The 15773-nt window shown below is 45.6% G+C and carries 15 protein-coding genes; 8 read left to right on the top strand and 7 right to left on the bottom strand.

The genetic code is table 11. The features are described from left to right. The first annotated feature begins 6 nt into the window (after positions 1–6). On the top strand, positions 7–1068 hold the full coding sequence (locus M5X66_RS06560) for a tetratricopeptide repeat protein (RefSeq protein WP_270103954.1): 1062 nt from the start codon (positions 7–9) through the stop codon (positions 1066–1068). 42 nt (positions 1069–1110) lie between these two features. Here M5X66_RS06560 and M5X66_RS06555 read toward each other — a convergent pair whose 3' ends face one another. The 7 genes from M5X66_RS06555 to dpiB all read right to left on the bottom strand — a co-directional run bounded on the left by M5X66_RS06555 (position 1111) and on the right by dpiB (position 8445). Beyond that, positions 1111–1593: a glutathione peroxidase gene (locus M5X66_RS06555; protein WP_154610140.1), complete on the bottom strand. Its 483-nt coding sequence runs from the start codon at positions 1591–1593 to the stop codon at positions 1111–1113. A 24-nt stretch (positions 1594–1617) separates the two neighbouring features. Next, positions 1618–2169, bottom strand: a complete 552-nt coding sequence (locus M5X66_RS06550; RefSeq protein ID WP_036951284.1) for a helix-turn-helix transcriptional regulator — start codon at positions 2167–2169, stop codon at positions 1618–1620. 609 nt (positions 2170–2778) lie between these two features. Next, on the bottom strand, positions 2779–3783 hold the full coding sequence (locus M5X66_RS06540) for a Rieske 2Fe-2S domain-containing protein (protein WP_195848361.1): 1005 nt from the start codon (positions 3781–3783) through the stop codon (positions 2779–2781). After that, positions 3780–4919 (bottom strand): GNAT family N-acetyltransferase, encoded by a 1140-nt coding sequence (locus tag M5X66_RS06535; protein ID WP_270103953.1) that lies wholly within the window; start codon positions 4917–4919, stop codon positions 3780–3782. The genes M5X66_RS06540 and M5X66_RS06535 overlap by 4 nt, the downstream gene beginning before the upstream one ends. Next, a complete protein-coding gene (locus M5X66_RS06530; RefSeq protein ID WP_108479050.1) occupies positions 4916–6070 on the bottom strand; it encodes an ATP-grasp domain-containing protein in 1155 nt (384 codons plus the stop codon). The genes M5X66_RS06535 and M5X66_RS06530 overlap by 4 nt, the downstream gene beginning before the upstream one ends. Positions 6071–6134: 64 nt before the next feature. Beyond that, positions 6135–6815: a two-component response regulator DpiA gene (gene dpiA, locus M5X66_RS06525; RefSeq protein WP_036951294.1), complete on the bottom strand. Its 681-nt coding sequence runs from the start codon at positions 6813–6815 to the stop codon at positions 6135–6137. Further along, a complete protein-coding gene (gene dpiB, locus M5X66_RS06520; protein WP_108479051.1) occupies positions 6808–8445 on the bottom strand; it encodes a sensor histidine kinase DpiB in 1638 nt (545 codons plus the stop codon). Before dpiB ends, dpiA begins: the two co-directional genes overlap by 8 nt. Positions 8446–8816: 371 nt before the next feature. Here dpiB and citC point away from each other — a divergent pair, with 371 nt between their 5' ends. From citC to M5X66_RS06485, 7 genes are all read left to right on the top strand, one after another. Continuing rightward, positions 8817–9869, top strand: coding sequence for a [citrate (pro-3S)-lyase] ligase (gene citC, locus M5X66_RS06515; protein WP_036951299.1), 1053 nt, complete (start codon positions 8817–8819; stop codon positions 9867–9869). 18 nt (positions 9870–9887) lie between these two features. After that, the gene (gene citD / locus M5X66_RS18680) at positions 9888–10184 is read left to right on the top strand and encodes a citrate lyase acyl carrier protein (protein WP_036951301.1); all 297 of its coding nucleotides are present in this window, start codon (positions 9888–9890) and stop codon (positions 10182–10184) included. Next, positions 10184–11080, top strand: coding sequence for a citrate (pro-3S)-lyase subunit beta (gene citE / locus M5X66_RS06505; protein WP_006657569.1), 897 nt, complete (start codon positions 10184–10186; stop codon positions 11078–11080). Before citD ends, citE begins: the two co-directional genes overlap by 1 nt. A gap of 11 nt (positions 11081–11091) precedes the next feature. Continuing rightward, positions 11092–12618, top strand: coding sequence for a citrate lyase subunit alpha (gene citF, locus M5X66_RS06500; protein ID WP_270103952.1), 1527 nt, complete (start codon positions 11092–11094; stop codon positions 12616–12618). A 3-nt stretch (positions 12619–12621) separates the two neighbouring features. After that, positions 12622–13167 (top strand): citrate lyase holo-[acyl-carrier protein] synthase, encoded by a 546-nt coding sequence (gene citX, locus M5X66_RS06495; RefSeq protein WP_036951306.1) that lies wholly within the window; start codon positions 12622–12624, stop codon positions 13165–13167. Beyond that, positions 13148–14041, top strand: coding sequence for a triphosphoribosyl-dephospho-CoA synthase CitG (gene citG / locus M5X66_RS06490; protein ID WP_270103951.1), 894 nt, complete (start codon positions 13148–13150; stop codon positions 14039–14041). The genes citX and citG overlap by 20 nt, the downstream gene beginning before the upstream one ends. Positions 14042–14310: 269 nt before the next feature. Then, positions 14311–15744, top strand: coding sequence for an anion permease (locus tag M5X66_RS06485; RefSeq protein ID WP_036951311.1), 1434 nt, complete (start codon positions 14311–14313; stop codon positions 15742–15744). The last annotated feature ends 29 nt before the right edge of the window (positions 15745–15773 follow it).

Raw genomic sequence — 15773 nt, 5'->3', positions numbered from 1 at the left:
AGCTCAGTGAAACAGTTTATCTTCCCCTTCATTATCTTTTGCTCGCTTTTTATTAACATGAGCCATGCTAAAACTGTCGCCCCTGTTGCACCTTCTTCAATTGTGGATGAAAAAACACTCACGCAATTAGCCGATAGCGGGCAAGCTGAAGCTCAGTTTAATTTAGCGATGTTTTATCAATCTCACGGTCAGTTAGATAAAGCCGCCTATTGGTATAAACTTTCTGCCAGTCAAAATTTTACCAAGGCACAAATCAACCTCGCCCTGATGTACCAGCAAGGGGCTGGCATCGGTAAAAATCCCAAAGAGATGTTGCTTTGGATGGAAGCGGCAGCCAACGCAGGCGACCCTATTGGTCAAATGAATATGGCGGAATATACTCTAGAAGGTATTCCAAACCTGTTAGAGAAAAATCCACAACAAGCATTAAGCTGGCTAGAAAAAGCCGCAGCACAACAGTTACCCGCAGCGCAGCTAACTTTAGCTTATTGGTATGAAAAAGGCGTAATCGGAGATAAAGATCCCCAAAAAGCCAATCAAATCTACCTCGCACTGGCTGAGAAAAATCAGCCACAAGCGCTCTATTTATTAGGTTATCAAGCAGCAACGGGGATGTATGACAAAGTCAATTACCCCGCTGCGTTTCAGTATTTTACGCGCTCTGCGGAATTAGGTTTCTCTCCCGCACAAAATAGCTTAGGTATGCTCTACTTAGCAGGGCAAGGCACCAAACGCGATACCGCTTCCGCCATTAAGTGGTTAACCCAAGCCGCTCAGCAAGGGGAAGTGTCCGCCCAATTTAATTTAGCGTTAATTTATGCTCGAGGTGATGGCATCACCGCTGACCAAGCTAAAGCCTGCCAGTGGTTTATCAAGGCCGCCAACCAACGCAGCCGCGATGCACAGTATGCCAGCGGAGCGTGCTATCAATATGGAATGGGCGTATCGCAAGATGATACGAAAGCCTTATATTGGTATCGGCTCGCCGCGAAACAAGGCGACGAGCGCGCCCAAAAGAAAGTGATGATTATGGAAAATGAGTTACAGAATTCGGGGACAGGGAAATAGCCCTAAGATTATCTGCATGAAATAGCTAGAATGTCCGAACGCTCAAATTCCAAGTGCGGCAACTATCGCCGCTTCCATTTTTTCAGGGGTCGTAAACGGAGCGAAACGCTTTAGCGGTTTACCATCGCGTCCAATCAGGAATTTGGTGAAATTCCACATAATCCGGCCACCCAACAGCCCCGGCAACTCACTTTTTAGATAACGAAATACTGGGTGCGCTGCACTTCCATTGACGTCTATTTTCTCGAACATCGGAAAGCTCACACCGTAATTAATGTAACAGGTTTGCTCGATTTCCTCTGCGCCGCCAGGTTCCTGTTTCCCGAATTGGTTGCAAGGAAAGCCAAGCACCACCAAACCCTGATCTGAATATTTTTTGTAGAGTGCTTCAAGACCTTCGTATTGCGGTGTAAAACCACAATGGCTAGCTGTATTTACAACTAAAACCACCTTACCCGCGTAGTCCGCCATAGAAATGCGCTGCCCACCAAGGCTCGTTGCTGTTAGTTGATAAAAGTGGGTCATCGTAACGTCCTCAAAGATCAAATATTATGAAATAAGTGAATATGCGATTGATTCTACTTCTTTAATGTTTCCAAATGACCGCATTCTTAACGCAAGGTTCCACTTACTCAATATATGTGCATTACACACCAACTGTTCTCGAGCCTGAACGCCTTTACTGTCGAGGCGGCCGCTATCATTCAACCATTTAGCAACGTCTGACCAATCCCAAAGTGGTGATTGACCACTAATACGTTGGATAGGACAAGGGAAATCACCTTTACCTCGTGAGCCGTCTTTTAGTAAAGCAATGGCTTGGCGAGTTAAACCGGAAAGTTGGGCAATATCACTCAAACCAACTAGAGCCGAGTCCACCGACTCAACGACAGCCCCAATACCTGCCGTTTCAATGTCATTAATCGCTGATTTGATTGCTAAATCTAAGCTTTTCGCTTCTCTGTCAAATTCTAAATACACTGAACTACCGTAGTAGCAAATTAGCGCATCATCACAGCCGTTGGTATACAGAGCACCCGCAAGTCCCTCTGTCTCCATTTGAACACCTGATAACGTTAGGGTGAAATTGTAGAGTTCCATTCCGCTCTCCTCATCAAAAAGGCGGTTACCCGCCTTGCCTTAAACAACCGGATCAACCCTTAGGTTTCCTCGGGGTACAGCGGTCAACCATTCTACGGATTTGCTTTGCGTGCACTTCCGGATTTTTGGGTGTGCTGTTTACGCTCATCGCGTGAGTTCGTCCATGATCAGCATTTCCACATTTAACAGTACAGAAAGGATGCCCCGTCGCGTCTTCAACGATCCAGCCCTTTTCCTCTGCATAACGGAGAGCCTCACGTACTTCTTTGTTAGGGTGCTTTTTGCTCATCAGCCTCCTGGTGTGCTAATAATATACAAATCGTTGACACACGTCAACGCCATGAATAGTGTTGACGTATGAACATTCCCATACCGCGTATTTACTATCACACTGTACTGGTACGAAAATATAATAATGAGACTTATTCTCATTAAAAACTTCTGCAATTATTTCTTTTGAAACCAATGAGTAGTGCTGAGTAATACAATTGAAGGCTTATACTTGAGAAAAATGATGAGATGGGGTTGATGGCACTGAACCTATGAAAAGAGCCTTTTTATAGGCTCCAAATATGTCTGGAAAGCATATACAATATTCCTCGCTGTGACTTAAAGCCGAAAACAGAACTTCCGCTCCTCAAACATCAGCGGCTCACCATCTTCAAGTAATTGGCGAATACTTGGCCCTAGTAGATCTTGCTCACCATCGAGCGGTGTCGGTAAGGTTCCTTGAAAACGCAATTTATTGGCGCTGACTTTTTCCAATATTTGGCGGTCTTGACGGAGGATCACGCGGAATAACTTGCTCAATACATAACGTTTAATGACTGCCGGAAGCTTGCCCTGCCGAGTCGCTATTCGTGCAAATAGGCGTAACTGCTCATTTCCACAAGGTACTAACCAAGCGCTAACCAGCAGATTGAGCTCGTCACTACGGTCACGGTACTCAATTTCTGCCAGACACGGCAGACGAAAACGCCCCATACTGACACCGCGGTCACGTTCAAACAATCGAGAAATAAATCCTGACTGTTTGCCCTCTTCGCTATACACGGCTTCGACGCCATCAGCCAGAGGGCGAACTCGGACGCTGATTTGTTGCCGTTGCCGGTCGTGACGGATCCAGCCAGAGTGAACAAAATGGGTGTGAAAACCATCGAGAAAATTCTCTGCGGCGTCTTGCAGCGAACACTGCACTTCATCGGTGATCCAAAATGTATCGACTCTCTGCGAGTTATCGGAAGGAGCAACTGGCGGGATCTGCGGACGCTCCATGCTCAGGCTAATCCAAACTAGCCCGTGAGCTTCGCAACAAGGAAAACTCTCAAGCAGCGGCTTACTTCCCGCCGCAAGTTCAGTACCAGGCACTCGCGTACAACGCCCATCGGCAGAAAACTGCCAGCCATGATAAGGACATTCAATCAGCCCATCACAAACTTTTCCCGCGCTCAATGGTGCAAAACGATGCGGACAACGATCGGGTAGCGCAGCAGCATGCCCGTCATTGTCGCGAAACAGCACCAGCGGGGTGTCATGTAGCTGGCAAGCCACCGGTTGGTTTCGCAATTTGTCGCTGATAGCCACAGGCCACCATCGATGTTCAAACGGCTTCACAGTTTTAGCTTCCTCATCATCGGCACACCGATACCATGTAACAGAGCACTCAGCACCTTCCATACAAGGCGTCGTCCCCAAGATAAATGGGCGACGTAGACTAGGCTGTATTCGATCTGTGGCTCACCACCCCGCAAGCGCTTGAACTCAGCCGCGCCAGAGCTAAAGTTCAGCACCTGACGACGCTCAGCCGCTTCTTGCAAGCACAAACGAGTCAATTGTCGATACAGCCCAAGCCGTTGGGGTAACGCGGTGTCATAACCCACTATTGGCGTGCTGATCACAGTGGAAGATGAAAACCAACCCAATGCGCCGTCAATACGCCCTTCTGCGTTACGTAAAGCGCGGATTTCTAGCCAACCCTCACGCTGTCCCTGCTGCATCCATTGCGCACTATAATGGGGATTCAGTGTGCAATATTTATCCAAATAAAGCAGGTTATAAAGATGCTCTATTCTTTTGAAATCGTCATCATTCAATTCGTTACCAGGTACGACGGTATATGGGCTGCGCCGCAATAAAGTGGCATCCAGCCGAGTATTGTGGTGTTTGAGAAACAGCGCTTGCTCCCCTGCTCGACCATCAAATAAGTAAACTTGTCGGCTAGGTATACACAAGTATCCGTGATTTTGTAGGCTTTGGCGCAATGCACGATTACTGAAATCATTAAGCGAACGAAAACCAATTCCATGCTCAGGAAAGTTTTGCCTCAGCAGTGCCGTGATTGCCGGTAATTCAGTAACATCCCAATCATCTGGATAAAGATTGGTCGATAGTAACCAGTTGTTTACCTGCACCAATTTGTTGACCTTACCCGCATTTAGTAAGCGTTCGACAGCTTGAGTCAGCAGCTTCAACGGCCAAGTCAGATAGGGGTGACCAAGGCGTTTGATTTCCTCGCGGGCATAACCACTGTAGGCTGTTTGGGGGGACACCACATAGCAGTTGTCGTCGGGTTCATTGCCGTCCGTGATACTGACCGGAAATTGCTGCGTCCTCGTATCGAGCAACACCATTTTCGTGCTGACATTACCTATCAAGCACTCGCTGGCACAAGCACGCACATAGCACCGAGCCAAGCTATCATTCGAGCTAGCGTTCTCACTAACGATTTGATCTTCGAACAATAATCTCATGGCGTACGCTCATCTAGTGGCTGACCATTCCATTCAATATCTGCCGTAGATGCCGTTAATAATCCACAGCGTCGAGATACCGCCCGAGCAACAATTTCCGTGAGGCTTCCGACTTGTGTTATCAACGGCCACCAGTCACCTTTTTGCACGATAACATCGCGAGCGGCGGCATAATCACGCCAGAGCGTTGGGCTAAGGGCTCGTCGTGGTGCGGCAAATAACAGCATCGCCAATGCGATCATTCGAGGCTCTAATGTCGGTTCAAGGATCTGCTCGGATGGGTGACTCAAGCTATTCACTAGTAACCGTCGCTGGTTGTCGAACAAGTGCACACCACTGGTCGCTCTTGGGTTGCACTCCAGCACATGGAAACAACCATTTTTGTCTTGAATAAAATCGAACCCTACTTGTCCGTTATAGCCGGTCTCTCGTCCAAAATACTCAATAAATTGTCGTACCTGTTCTGGTGCACTCGGTTGGAAATAGATCCCTGAGCCACGGCCCACTCGATAGCGTGGGTGATAACAGCTGTGGGCGCGTAGATCACCATCAACCAAGACACTAAAACTGCAAAACTCCCGTCCTTTGATAAATCGCTGCGCTACCCAAGGCTCAGTCTGAGTGGGCTGTATTTTATTTAGCTGTTGGGCTGATGGACGGATCAAGGTTTGTGAGGCAAAGCGCGAATACGCAGGTTTGAATACCCAGCTTGCAGCATCGCCCGCGAAGGCGAGTAATGCTTGGCTGTCTGTCAGTAAATGGGTTTCAGGAGCGGCTAAAGACCAGCCGTTCGTCATGGCTGCAAAATCCCCTTTATGATGCAAACGATGCAACAGTGGAAAGTCACTGGTTAACACCCGACACAACGGCTGCAAGCGTTCAAGACCGTAGGCCAAATAAAACACTTCTTCGCAAGTGGGTAGCAGTAGGTCGATATGTTGATTTTCGATCGCCGCCGCAAGGGCTTCAACCCAAACTATCGGGTTCTGTCGAGGTTCAGGTAAGCGGATATAATGTTGCACGGAGCAACTAAAACGGCTCAGCGGCTGGCTGAGCGAATCACCGACGCTGACAGTCCATCCTGCCTCATTAAACGCTCGCGCCCATTCTAGACAGGCCGGCGCACGAGCGCCAAGGATCAGTACGTTCATAACAACCTTTTGGGAAATTGACGCAAACACTTTCACGCAGACTTCAATCGTCTACCTACGGCAACTAATGACTACCCCGATATATCCGCTGGGGGCGCCCTACTTTGCCGTATTCAATTTCCGCTTCAATCTTACGTTGGGCTAAACAATACTCTAAATAACGGCGGGCGGTAGTGCGGCTTAATTTTATGGTTTCTGCAATCGACTCTGCCGTATATTCCGCATCGGGTACTGCAAATAACGCGAGCACTTTATCAAGCGTAATAGCATCAATCCCAGTCGGTAGCTCTTCTTTGCTCTCACCACGGGCATAGGTATTAAACATGTCATCAATCTGGCTTTGATTGGTTTTATTGGCGCCCTGCAAAACCGATTTACGCTGAATATAGCGATCTAACGTTTGCCCTAAACGCTCATAAGCTATCGGCTTAACCAAATAATCAAATACTCCTAGACGAATCGCCTCAGAGACTGTCTCCATATCACTAGCGGCGGTGGTGAATACAATATCCGCACTATTGCGCTCCTGAAGTAGTTCATGAACTAAATCAATTCCTTTCCCGTCAGGTAAATAGTTATCCAACAGAATCAAGTCAGGCTTCATGTACTCAATCATTTTTCTTGCTTCCGCAAGATTTCCCGCAAGCCAGACTTTATCACAAGCAGGATAAGCTTTAATGTACTCCGCGTGCATCTCCGCAAGGAGCAGTTCATCTTCGACAATGAGGATTTTTATCTTAGCCATTTTGCGTCTTCACTTTCGGTATAAAAATAGAGAATACAGTACCATACGGTTGATTATCTTCAATGATCACCGCCCCATTACATCGATTGACATAGGAGGCCACCAAAAATAGCCCTATGCCATGTCCATCGACAGCATCCGTTTTTGTTGTTGTTCCGCGTTCAAACCATTTATCTTGCAGCTCAAGGGGAAAACCACATCCTTGATCAGCAACTTCAATCACAATCTCATTATTTTCATCTGAGATATACAGTTCTACCTGCTTATTACCCGCTTCGTTCTTTAAACTTGCCTCAAAGGCATTATCTAATAAATTTCCTAATACAGCACAGAGTTCCGTGCTATTTAATGAGTTAGGTAATTCACGGAGTTGGCAACCCGGCACAAAAATAAGCTGTAATCCTAATTCTCGCGCACGGTGATATTTACCAAATAACAACCCAGCCACTTGTTTATCTGCAAATTGCTCTCGCAGTGAATCTATTAATTGTTGCCGAGATTCCGATTCCCCCTTAATTAACGCCAAGGCTTGGTCGTACTCTTTCATTTGCAGCAAACCACTTAAAGTAGAAATCCAATTTAAATGTTCGTGGCGCAATGTACGCAAATTATCCACATATTGGCGAACTTGAGAAAGCTGCGCATTTAAGGATTCAATATCATTTTGGCTACGGAAGCTGATCACCGCTCCCGCCAGCAACTCACCATCCATAATGGCAACTCGGCTGGCTATCACATTCAACCCATTGAACTCGCAAACTATATCATGATGGTTTTTCGCGATTTCTTTCGTGAAAAAGCCTGCGGGAGAAACATACTCAGAAACCGGTTTACCGATTAACTGTTTAGCTGACTCACTCAGCGCCAACATTTTTCTAGCATTATGGTTGATATTGATAATTTTCCCATAACGGTCGACGGCAATAATGCCTTCAAACACCGCATCAAAAATCCCCTTTTGCACCAACACTAATTGGGTTATTTCTTCAGGTTCCATGCCAAGCATTTGCCGCTGAATTAATCGGGCGAATGCCCAAGATAGAAATAGCAAAATTACCAACACCCCTAAAAATGTTGCTGACGTTTGCACAAACACTTCAGCTAATGAGGTATCTATTTTGGTGGTGAGATAACCAATGGAAACAACGCCAATGACTTTACCGTTTTCATCAAAGATAGGTGTTTTTGCACGTACTGCATTCCCCATGGAGCCTTCGCCTTTAATAAAATAGCTTTCACCATTTTCTAGCGCCCCCGGTTTATTCCATTGCATTGGGTAGCCAATCTTTTCGCTATTTGGATGATATAAACGAACGGAATGTTCATCACCAATAACGACATAGTCATAACTGGAATCTTGATTGAGCTTATCGGCAATAACTTTTAGCTTAGGAATATCTTTATCTTTTACAGTACTGACGATGCCATCCAATGAAGCGATCATTTTGGCTTGGCTCATGGCGAGTACGCGAATGTTCGCCATCATGCGGTTTTCTGTGGTATCCGTAAAATATTTGCCTAATCCAAGCGTCAATAACACTGAAGCTAGTAACAATAGAAGAAAGACTCTTCCTGAGAATGAAAAAATATTCCCTTTTTTAAATGGGATCTGTGAAAACTCTGTTTTCATCTCGTCTCTCTATAACTCGCTAAAAAGTAAAATTATTGTTACACGCAAAAATACCAATAATGAAGATAAAAGATAACGTAGTCCGCTTAGTAATGCACATAATATTAATTAAACACATTAAAACCACTGAGTAAAGTTCATAACTCGTAATTAAAAACATTAAAACCATTAAACAAATACAAACTCATTTTAGAAACATGAAATAGGTCAAATATATTATATGCAGGGTATTTAATATGAATATTGAAAAGGATAATTAAATAAAAATTGAGAACTTAGGTAATTAACGGCAAGCCAAAAATATTTATTTAATTAACTTTAACATTAGCAACATTTTTAATACATCTCTAAATGAGATGCAGGATACCATTATGTTCGACAGCATAACGTTTAACCAAGTAAAACGTCATGAGAACAGAAAACTCAATGATATCACTCAGTTTTTAAAAGAGAATGATTTAGACATTGATGCCAGCGTTGACGTCTTTATTACGATCACACGTAACGAAAGGTTAATTGCCTGTGGTGGTCTCGCTAAGAATGTCATTAAATGCGTTGCTATTAGCGATGAAGTTCGTGGTGAAGGTTTAGCCTTAAAATTAGCGACTGAATTGGTGAATCTCGCTTACGAGAATAATACTACTCACCTATTTATCTATACCAAATACCAAAATGAAGAGCTATTTCATCAATGCGGGTTTCATACCATTGCTACTGTGCCCAATGTAATGGTTTTAATGGAAAATAGCTGTTGTTATTTAAATCGCTATATTAAAAGTTTAAAAGCCCAATATAAAGCAGGAAAAAAAATTGGCGCTATCGTGATGAATGCCAACCCATTCACATTGGGGCATCGTTACTTAATTGAACAAGCCTCAAAGAACTGTGATTGGCTACATTTATTTGTCGTCAAAGAAGATACTTCCCGTTTTCCGTATAAAGTTCGCCTGAAATTAATTGAAGAAGGCACAAAAGGAATTAATAACCTCACCATTCATAAAGGTTCAGAATACATTATTTCACGGGCTACATTCCCTTGTTATTTTATTAAAGACATTACTGTAGCCAACAACTGTTATACAGAAATCGATATTAAGATTTTTCGCCAATATATTGCTCCGGCGCTGGGAATTACCCATCGTTTCGTCGGCTCAGAACCATTTTGCCAAGTCACTAACCAATATAACCAAGATATGCGCTACTGGCTGGAAACCGACGAAATGCCATTCCCACCCATTGAACTGGTCGAATTCCCGCGGACAGTGATCGACGGCACGGCGGTTTCCGCCTCGCAAGTTCGAAAACTGCTCGCTAAAAAAGATCTTGCGGCGATCAAGCCGATTGTGCCCCCTGCCACGTATCACTATTTACAAGAGATGCTCGCAGCGCAGACACCGTCGCCTACCCCCGCACTACAAGCTTGAATTAGTTATAGGTGAAATATGAAAATACTACACGCAGCGGTTGCCGGCACACTCGAATCCAGTGATGTCATGGTACGAATAGAGCCTCTTGAAGACACTCTTGAGGTCTCATTGCAGATCACCAGCAGTGTTGAAAAACAATTTGGTGATGCCATCAATGCCATCGTGCTTGAAATGATTGAAAAATACGATATTCAAGGCGCTGAAATTGTGGTGGATGACAAAGGTGCATTGGAGTGCGTTCTACGCGCTCGCCTCGAAGCCTTACTGGCTCGCGCCTGTGATCTCGATGCTCTGCCATGGGAGGATAAATAATGACACCGGAAAGAAAAAGCCGCACTCGCAGAAGTATGCTGTTCGTCCCAGGTTCCAATGCCGCGATGCTCAGTAACTCCTTTATTTATAAAGCCGATGCCCTGATGTTTGACCTCGAAGACTCCGTCACCATCCGAGAAAAAGACACAGCGCGTCGTTTGGTGTATCACACACTGCAACACCCGTTATATCAAGATATTGAAACCATTGTGCGCGTTAACGCCCTCGACTCCGCTTATGGGGTTGCTGACCTCGAAGCCGTTGTTCGCGGTGGTGCCGATATTGTGCGCTTACCGAAAACCGATACCGCACAAGATATTATTGATATTGAAAACGAAATTTTACGTATTGAAAAAAGCTGTGGGCGTGAAGAAGGTAGCACCGGGTTACTCGCGGCTATCGAATCCCCGATGGGGATCACTCAAGTAGTGAATATTGCTCACGCTTCTCCAAGATTAATAGGCATCGCATTAGGTGCCGAGGACTATGTCCGCAATTTGCGCACCGAGCGGTCTCCAGACGGCATTGAACTCCTCTATGCTCGGTGCGCCATTTTACAAGCTGCGCGTTCGGCCGGTATTCAAGCCTTTGATACCGTTTATTCTGACGCCAACAATGAAGAAGGCTTCCTCAAAGAGGCCGCTCTCATTAAACAGCTTGGTTTTGATGGCAAATCATTAATTAACCCAAGACAAATTGAGTTACTGCATAACTTGTATGCCCCAACCCAAAAAGAAGTCGACCATGCACAGCGTGTGGTAGATGCCGCTGATGCCGCAGAACGAGAAGGCAAAGGCGTCGTATCCCTCAACGGTAAAATGGTAGACAGCCCTGTAATTGAAAGAGCCCGCTTAGTGTTATCGCGCGCGGCATTATCAGGCATTCGGGAAGAGTGAGGCAGAACATTATGACAACCAATACATTGCGTCAGGCTCGCGTATCAGCCTACTTAGTACCTAAAGACGATGAATTACTGCGTGAATTCAAAGATATCGGCAAAGTTCAGCAGCAAGTTCAAAAACCACGCAACCGCAAACTGTGTGATGACCTGCAAGTGGCTATCCGCCGCTCAGGATTAAAAGATGGCATGACCATCTCTTTCCACCACGCTTTCCGTGGCGGTGATTTAACCATCAACATGGTGATGCAAGTGATTGCCGAAATGGGCTTTCGCAACCTAACCTTGGCATCAAGTTCACTCAGCGCGTGCCACTCGCCACTGGTTGAACATATACGCCATGGCGTCGTCACCAAGATTTACACCTCCGGGTTACGTGGCCCATTAGCCGAAGCCATTTCTCGTGGCGAATTAGCGGAGCCTGTGCAAGTTCACTCCCATGGTGGACGTGCCAACCTTGTTCATAGCGGTGAATTAAAAATCGACGTGGCATTTATCGGCGTTCCGTCTTGTGACGAATATGGAAATGCTAACGGATATACGGGCAACGCAAGCTGTGGCTCACTGGGTTATGCCAAAATCGACGCGGAGAATGCCAAAAAAGTGGTCATGCTGACCGAAGAATTTCTGCCTTATCCACATAATCCATCCAGCATTAAGCAAGATGAAGTGGACTACATTGTCAAAGTTAAACGTGTGGGGGATGCCGACAAAATCGGTGCCGATGCCACTCGCATGACCTCCAACCCGCGTGAGTTATTGATAGCGCGTACCGCCGCTGATGTGATTGAAAAATCAGGCTTCTTCAAAGAAGGATTTTCACTGCAAACCGGTACTGGCGGGGCTTCACTGGCGGTTACTCGCTTCCTCGAAGATAAAATGCGCCGTCATCATATCCATGCAGGCTTCGCGTTAGGTGGAATCACCTCCACCATCGTTGATCTCCATGAAAAAGGCTTAATTAAGAAGTTACTCGACGTGCAAAGCTTTGACCGCGCTGCTGCCGAGTCTCTCGCGCGTAACCCAAATCACATTGAAATCAGTGCCAACCAATATGCATGCTTTGATTCTAAAGGCGCCTCAGTGGACATGCTCGATGTGGTAGTACTCAGTGCTTTAGAGATTGATACTCGCTTTAATGTCAATGTGTTAACAGGCTCAGATGGAGTTATTCGCGGTGCATCTGGTGGACACAGCGACACGGCGGTGGCGGCGAAACTGTCTATCATCGTCGCGCCGTTAGTACGCGGTCGTATCCCAACCTTGGTAGACGATGTGCTGACTTGCGTGACGCCGGGTTCTAGCGTCGATATTTTGGTGACTGACCATGGTATTGCCGTTAACCCAGCACGCCCTGAGCTGAAGCAACAGCTAGAAAGCCAAGGCATCAAAACCGTTTCTATTCAATGGTTACGTGAACGCGCCCAATTATTAACGGGCACACCAAACCCTATCGAATTTACCGATAAAGTGGTGGCCGTGGTGCGTTATCGTGACGGTTCTGTGATTGATGTTGTCCATCAAGTGAAGGAGTAGAACATGTTTTACCCACTGCCTGATACCCAAGAGCAATTTGACATTTCCTTACCTGACTTGCTGGCGAGCCGTGATGCCCGTCAGGCTCGTCAGCAAGAGTGGATTGGTCTCCATCAGGTAACCTTGATTTCATTTACTGTCGTTTTTCCGGGACCGGTTAAAGACAATCAACTGGTCAGAGACATTTTTAATCAAGGCTTAAATGCGCTTAAGCAAGTTGCTTCATGCAGGCAGTGGGTACTTTTATCACAACAATCATTCCCTTTCGTTACCGGACCGGAATGTTTAGTCGCCGTCAATGCCGATGCCCTTGAGGTCAAAAAAGCCTTAATGGAAGCGGAAGAATTATCCCCCGTCGGCCGACTTTGGGACTTTGATGTTTTTGATGCAAATGGCATTTTATATTCTCGCAGCCAATTCAATTTACCGACTAGGCGCTGCTTGATTTGTGACAATGAAGCCAAGGTATGTGCGCGCCAACGCAGCCATTCCCTTGAAGAGATTTTGCGTCGTATCGAGGAGTTAGCCCATGCTCCAGCAAAAAATTAACCGAGAACGTACGTTAAATGATGACGTAGTGAATCACTACAGCCAACTGGCTTGGCAAGCAATGCTTGCTGAAGTCAATTTAACCCCTAAACCGGGTTTAGTAGATAAATGCAACACTGGCGCCCATAAAGATATGGTACTGACCGATTTTCATTTAAGTGCCAATGCAATTGCAAAATTCTTTCCGCAGTTTTTGCGTGCAGGTTATGAACATTGTCAATTACCGATTAATCAGCTACTTCGCCAAATTCGCGGTATCGGTATCAATTGTGAAAAAGCGATGTTTTGTGCCACTCAAGGCGTGAACACCCACAAAGGCTCAATTTTTTCATTAGGTTTAGTGCTCACTGCAGTGGGACGTTTATTCGGGTTACAGAAACGAGTTACACCTAACGCAATCAGCCAAGTTGTTTCTGACATGTGCCAAGGATTAACCGCTGAGCTGCAACAGCCCGCAGAGCACCCAACAGCAGGGCAACGTTTATTCCAAGAGTATGGATTCACTGGCGCTAGAGGGGAAGCAGAGCAAGGTTATCAACTGGTGATAGCCCACGCACTGCCCCATTATCTGAAACAACTGGCAGATGGTAAACAGGCTGATATCGCCCTACTCGATACACTGATTTTACTGATGAGTCTCAATGACGATACCAACATCGCCAATCGCGGTGGAATGGCAGGGCTTCTGTGGATAAAACAGCAAGCAACCAGCTTGTTACATCAAGGAATTCAAGACGAACAGGATTTAAGCAAAGTCCAACAATTTGACTTGCAGTGTATTGAAAAAAATCTAAGTCCCGGAGGCAGCGCAGATTTATTAATTCTAACGTGGTTTTTTGCGCGATTGCCTACGAATACTTATTTAGCTTCATAAATAAAAACAACTTAAATATTCATTAACAAAGGAACAAACATCACAAAATTGATTAATTAAAACCAGAGAAAATAATTTTTAAATAAAAACTGATTTTGCTTTTCAATCATTAATAACATTTCTGTCAATAAGCGTTAACCAATAGTTTTATTAAGAAATAACACTATTCAAGATACCGCTATATCCAGAAATAGGTTTCCACACATTTTAGATATTCGTTTTATGTGATTTAAGAAATTTAAAGTTTTATATTCTTGAAGGATTAGCCTATGCAAAAAGATAAAATATGGAAGCTATTAGTTTTAATAGCCATTCCAATAATCATTGCCTTAATACCGACGCCCGCAGGGCTACCGAGTATTGCATGGCTGTTATTTGGTTTGTACCTTGCCGCCATTGTGGGACTGGTATTAAAACCTTATTCCGAGCCTGTGATCTTGTTAGCCACGATTGCTGCCAGTGCGGTGATCATCGGTGTAACCGGCACTAAAGACGTCAAAGTTGGCGAAGTATTGAGTGGTTACTCATCTGGTACAACGTGGTTAGTTTTCGCCGCGTTCACCTTGAGTGCCGCGTTCGTCATAACAGGCTTAGGTAAGCGCCTCTCCTATATTCTTATTGGAAAATTAGGTGGCACCACTCTTGGACTGGGATATGTCACTGCTATTCTTGACTTGATTATCGCCCCAGCAACGCCGTCTAACACCGCGCGTGCCGGTGGGATTGTCTTCCCTATCATCAACAGTGTGGCGGTTGCATTAGGGTCTGATCCTGAAAAAAGCCCCCGTAAAGCAGGTCACTATTTGCTGGTAAACGTATATATGGTGACCAAAACCACCAGCTATATGTTCTTAACGGCTATGGCACCAAACGCACTGGCATTAGCGATGATGACCGACATTATGGGTATCCATTTAAGTTGGGGGGGCTGGGCATTAGCCGCTGCCGTGCCGGGCTTAATCATGTTGATCCTCACTCCGTTAATTATCTACAAACTGTATCCACCTGAATTGAAAAAGGTGAATAACAAAGAAATCGCAGCGAAAGGCTTAGCGGATTTAGGTCCAATGACCGTGCGTGAAAAACTGCTAAGCATTATCTTTGTGCTGGCGTTATCCGGCTGGATATTTGCAGATAAAATCGGTGTGAGCGCCTCAAGTGTCGCCATTGCCGTGATGGCATTAACGCTGATCCTCGGTGTCGTGACTTGGGATGATGTGTTGAAGAACAAAGGCGGCTGGAACACCCTGATTTGGTACGGTGGTATTATCGGGATGTCCGGCGTGCTCACCAAAGCAGGCTTCTTCAAATGGTTAGCTGATGTGATGAGCGAACACCTCTCCTTCGGTGACCAAGCGATGTTAGCGTTCTTTGTCATCATGTTTATCAGCGTCGCGATTCGTTACCTGTTCGCCTCTGGTGGTGCCTATGTGGCGGCGATGGTCCCTGTTTTCGCCACCGTTGGTATGGTTGCAGGCGCACCGCCGATGCTGTTAGCGCTGGGTCTGCTGTTCTCTAACGCTTACGGCGGCAGCTTAACCCATTACGGAGGCGCGGCAGCTCCAATCGTCTTCGGTGCAGGCTATAACGATATTCGTTCTTGGTGGATCATTGGTGGGATTATCGCGTTCCTCAGCCTATTAGTTCACATGACTATTGGTTTAGGTTGGTGGGAAATTCTTATCAACATGGGCTTAATCTAATCGCCCTTACCCCATAAAAAAGATGGAGT

Source organism: Providencia sp. PROV188, assembly GCF_027595165.1.
Taxonomy (GTDB): domain Bacteria; phylum Pseudomonadota; class Gammaproteobacteria; order Enterobacterales; family Enterobacteriaceae; genus Providencia; species Providencia lanzhouensis.
This window is presented reverse-complemented; position numbering and strand designations above follow the sequence as displayed.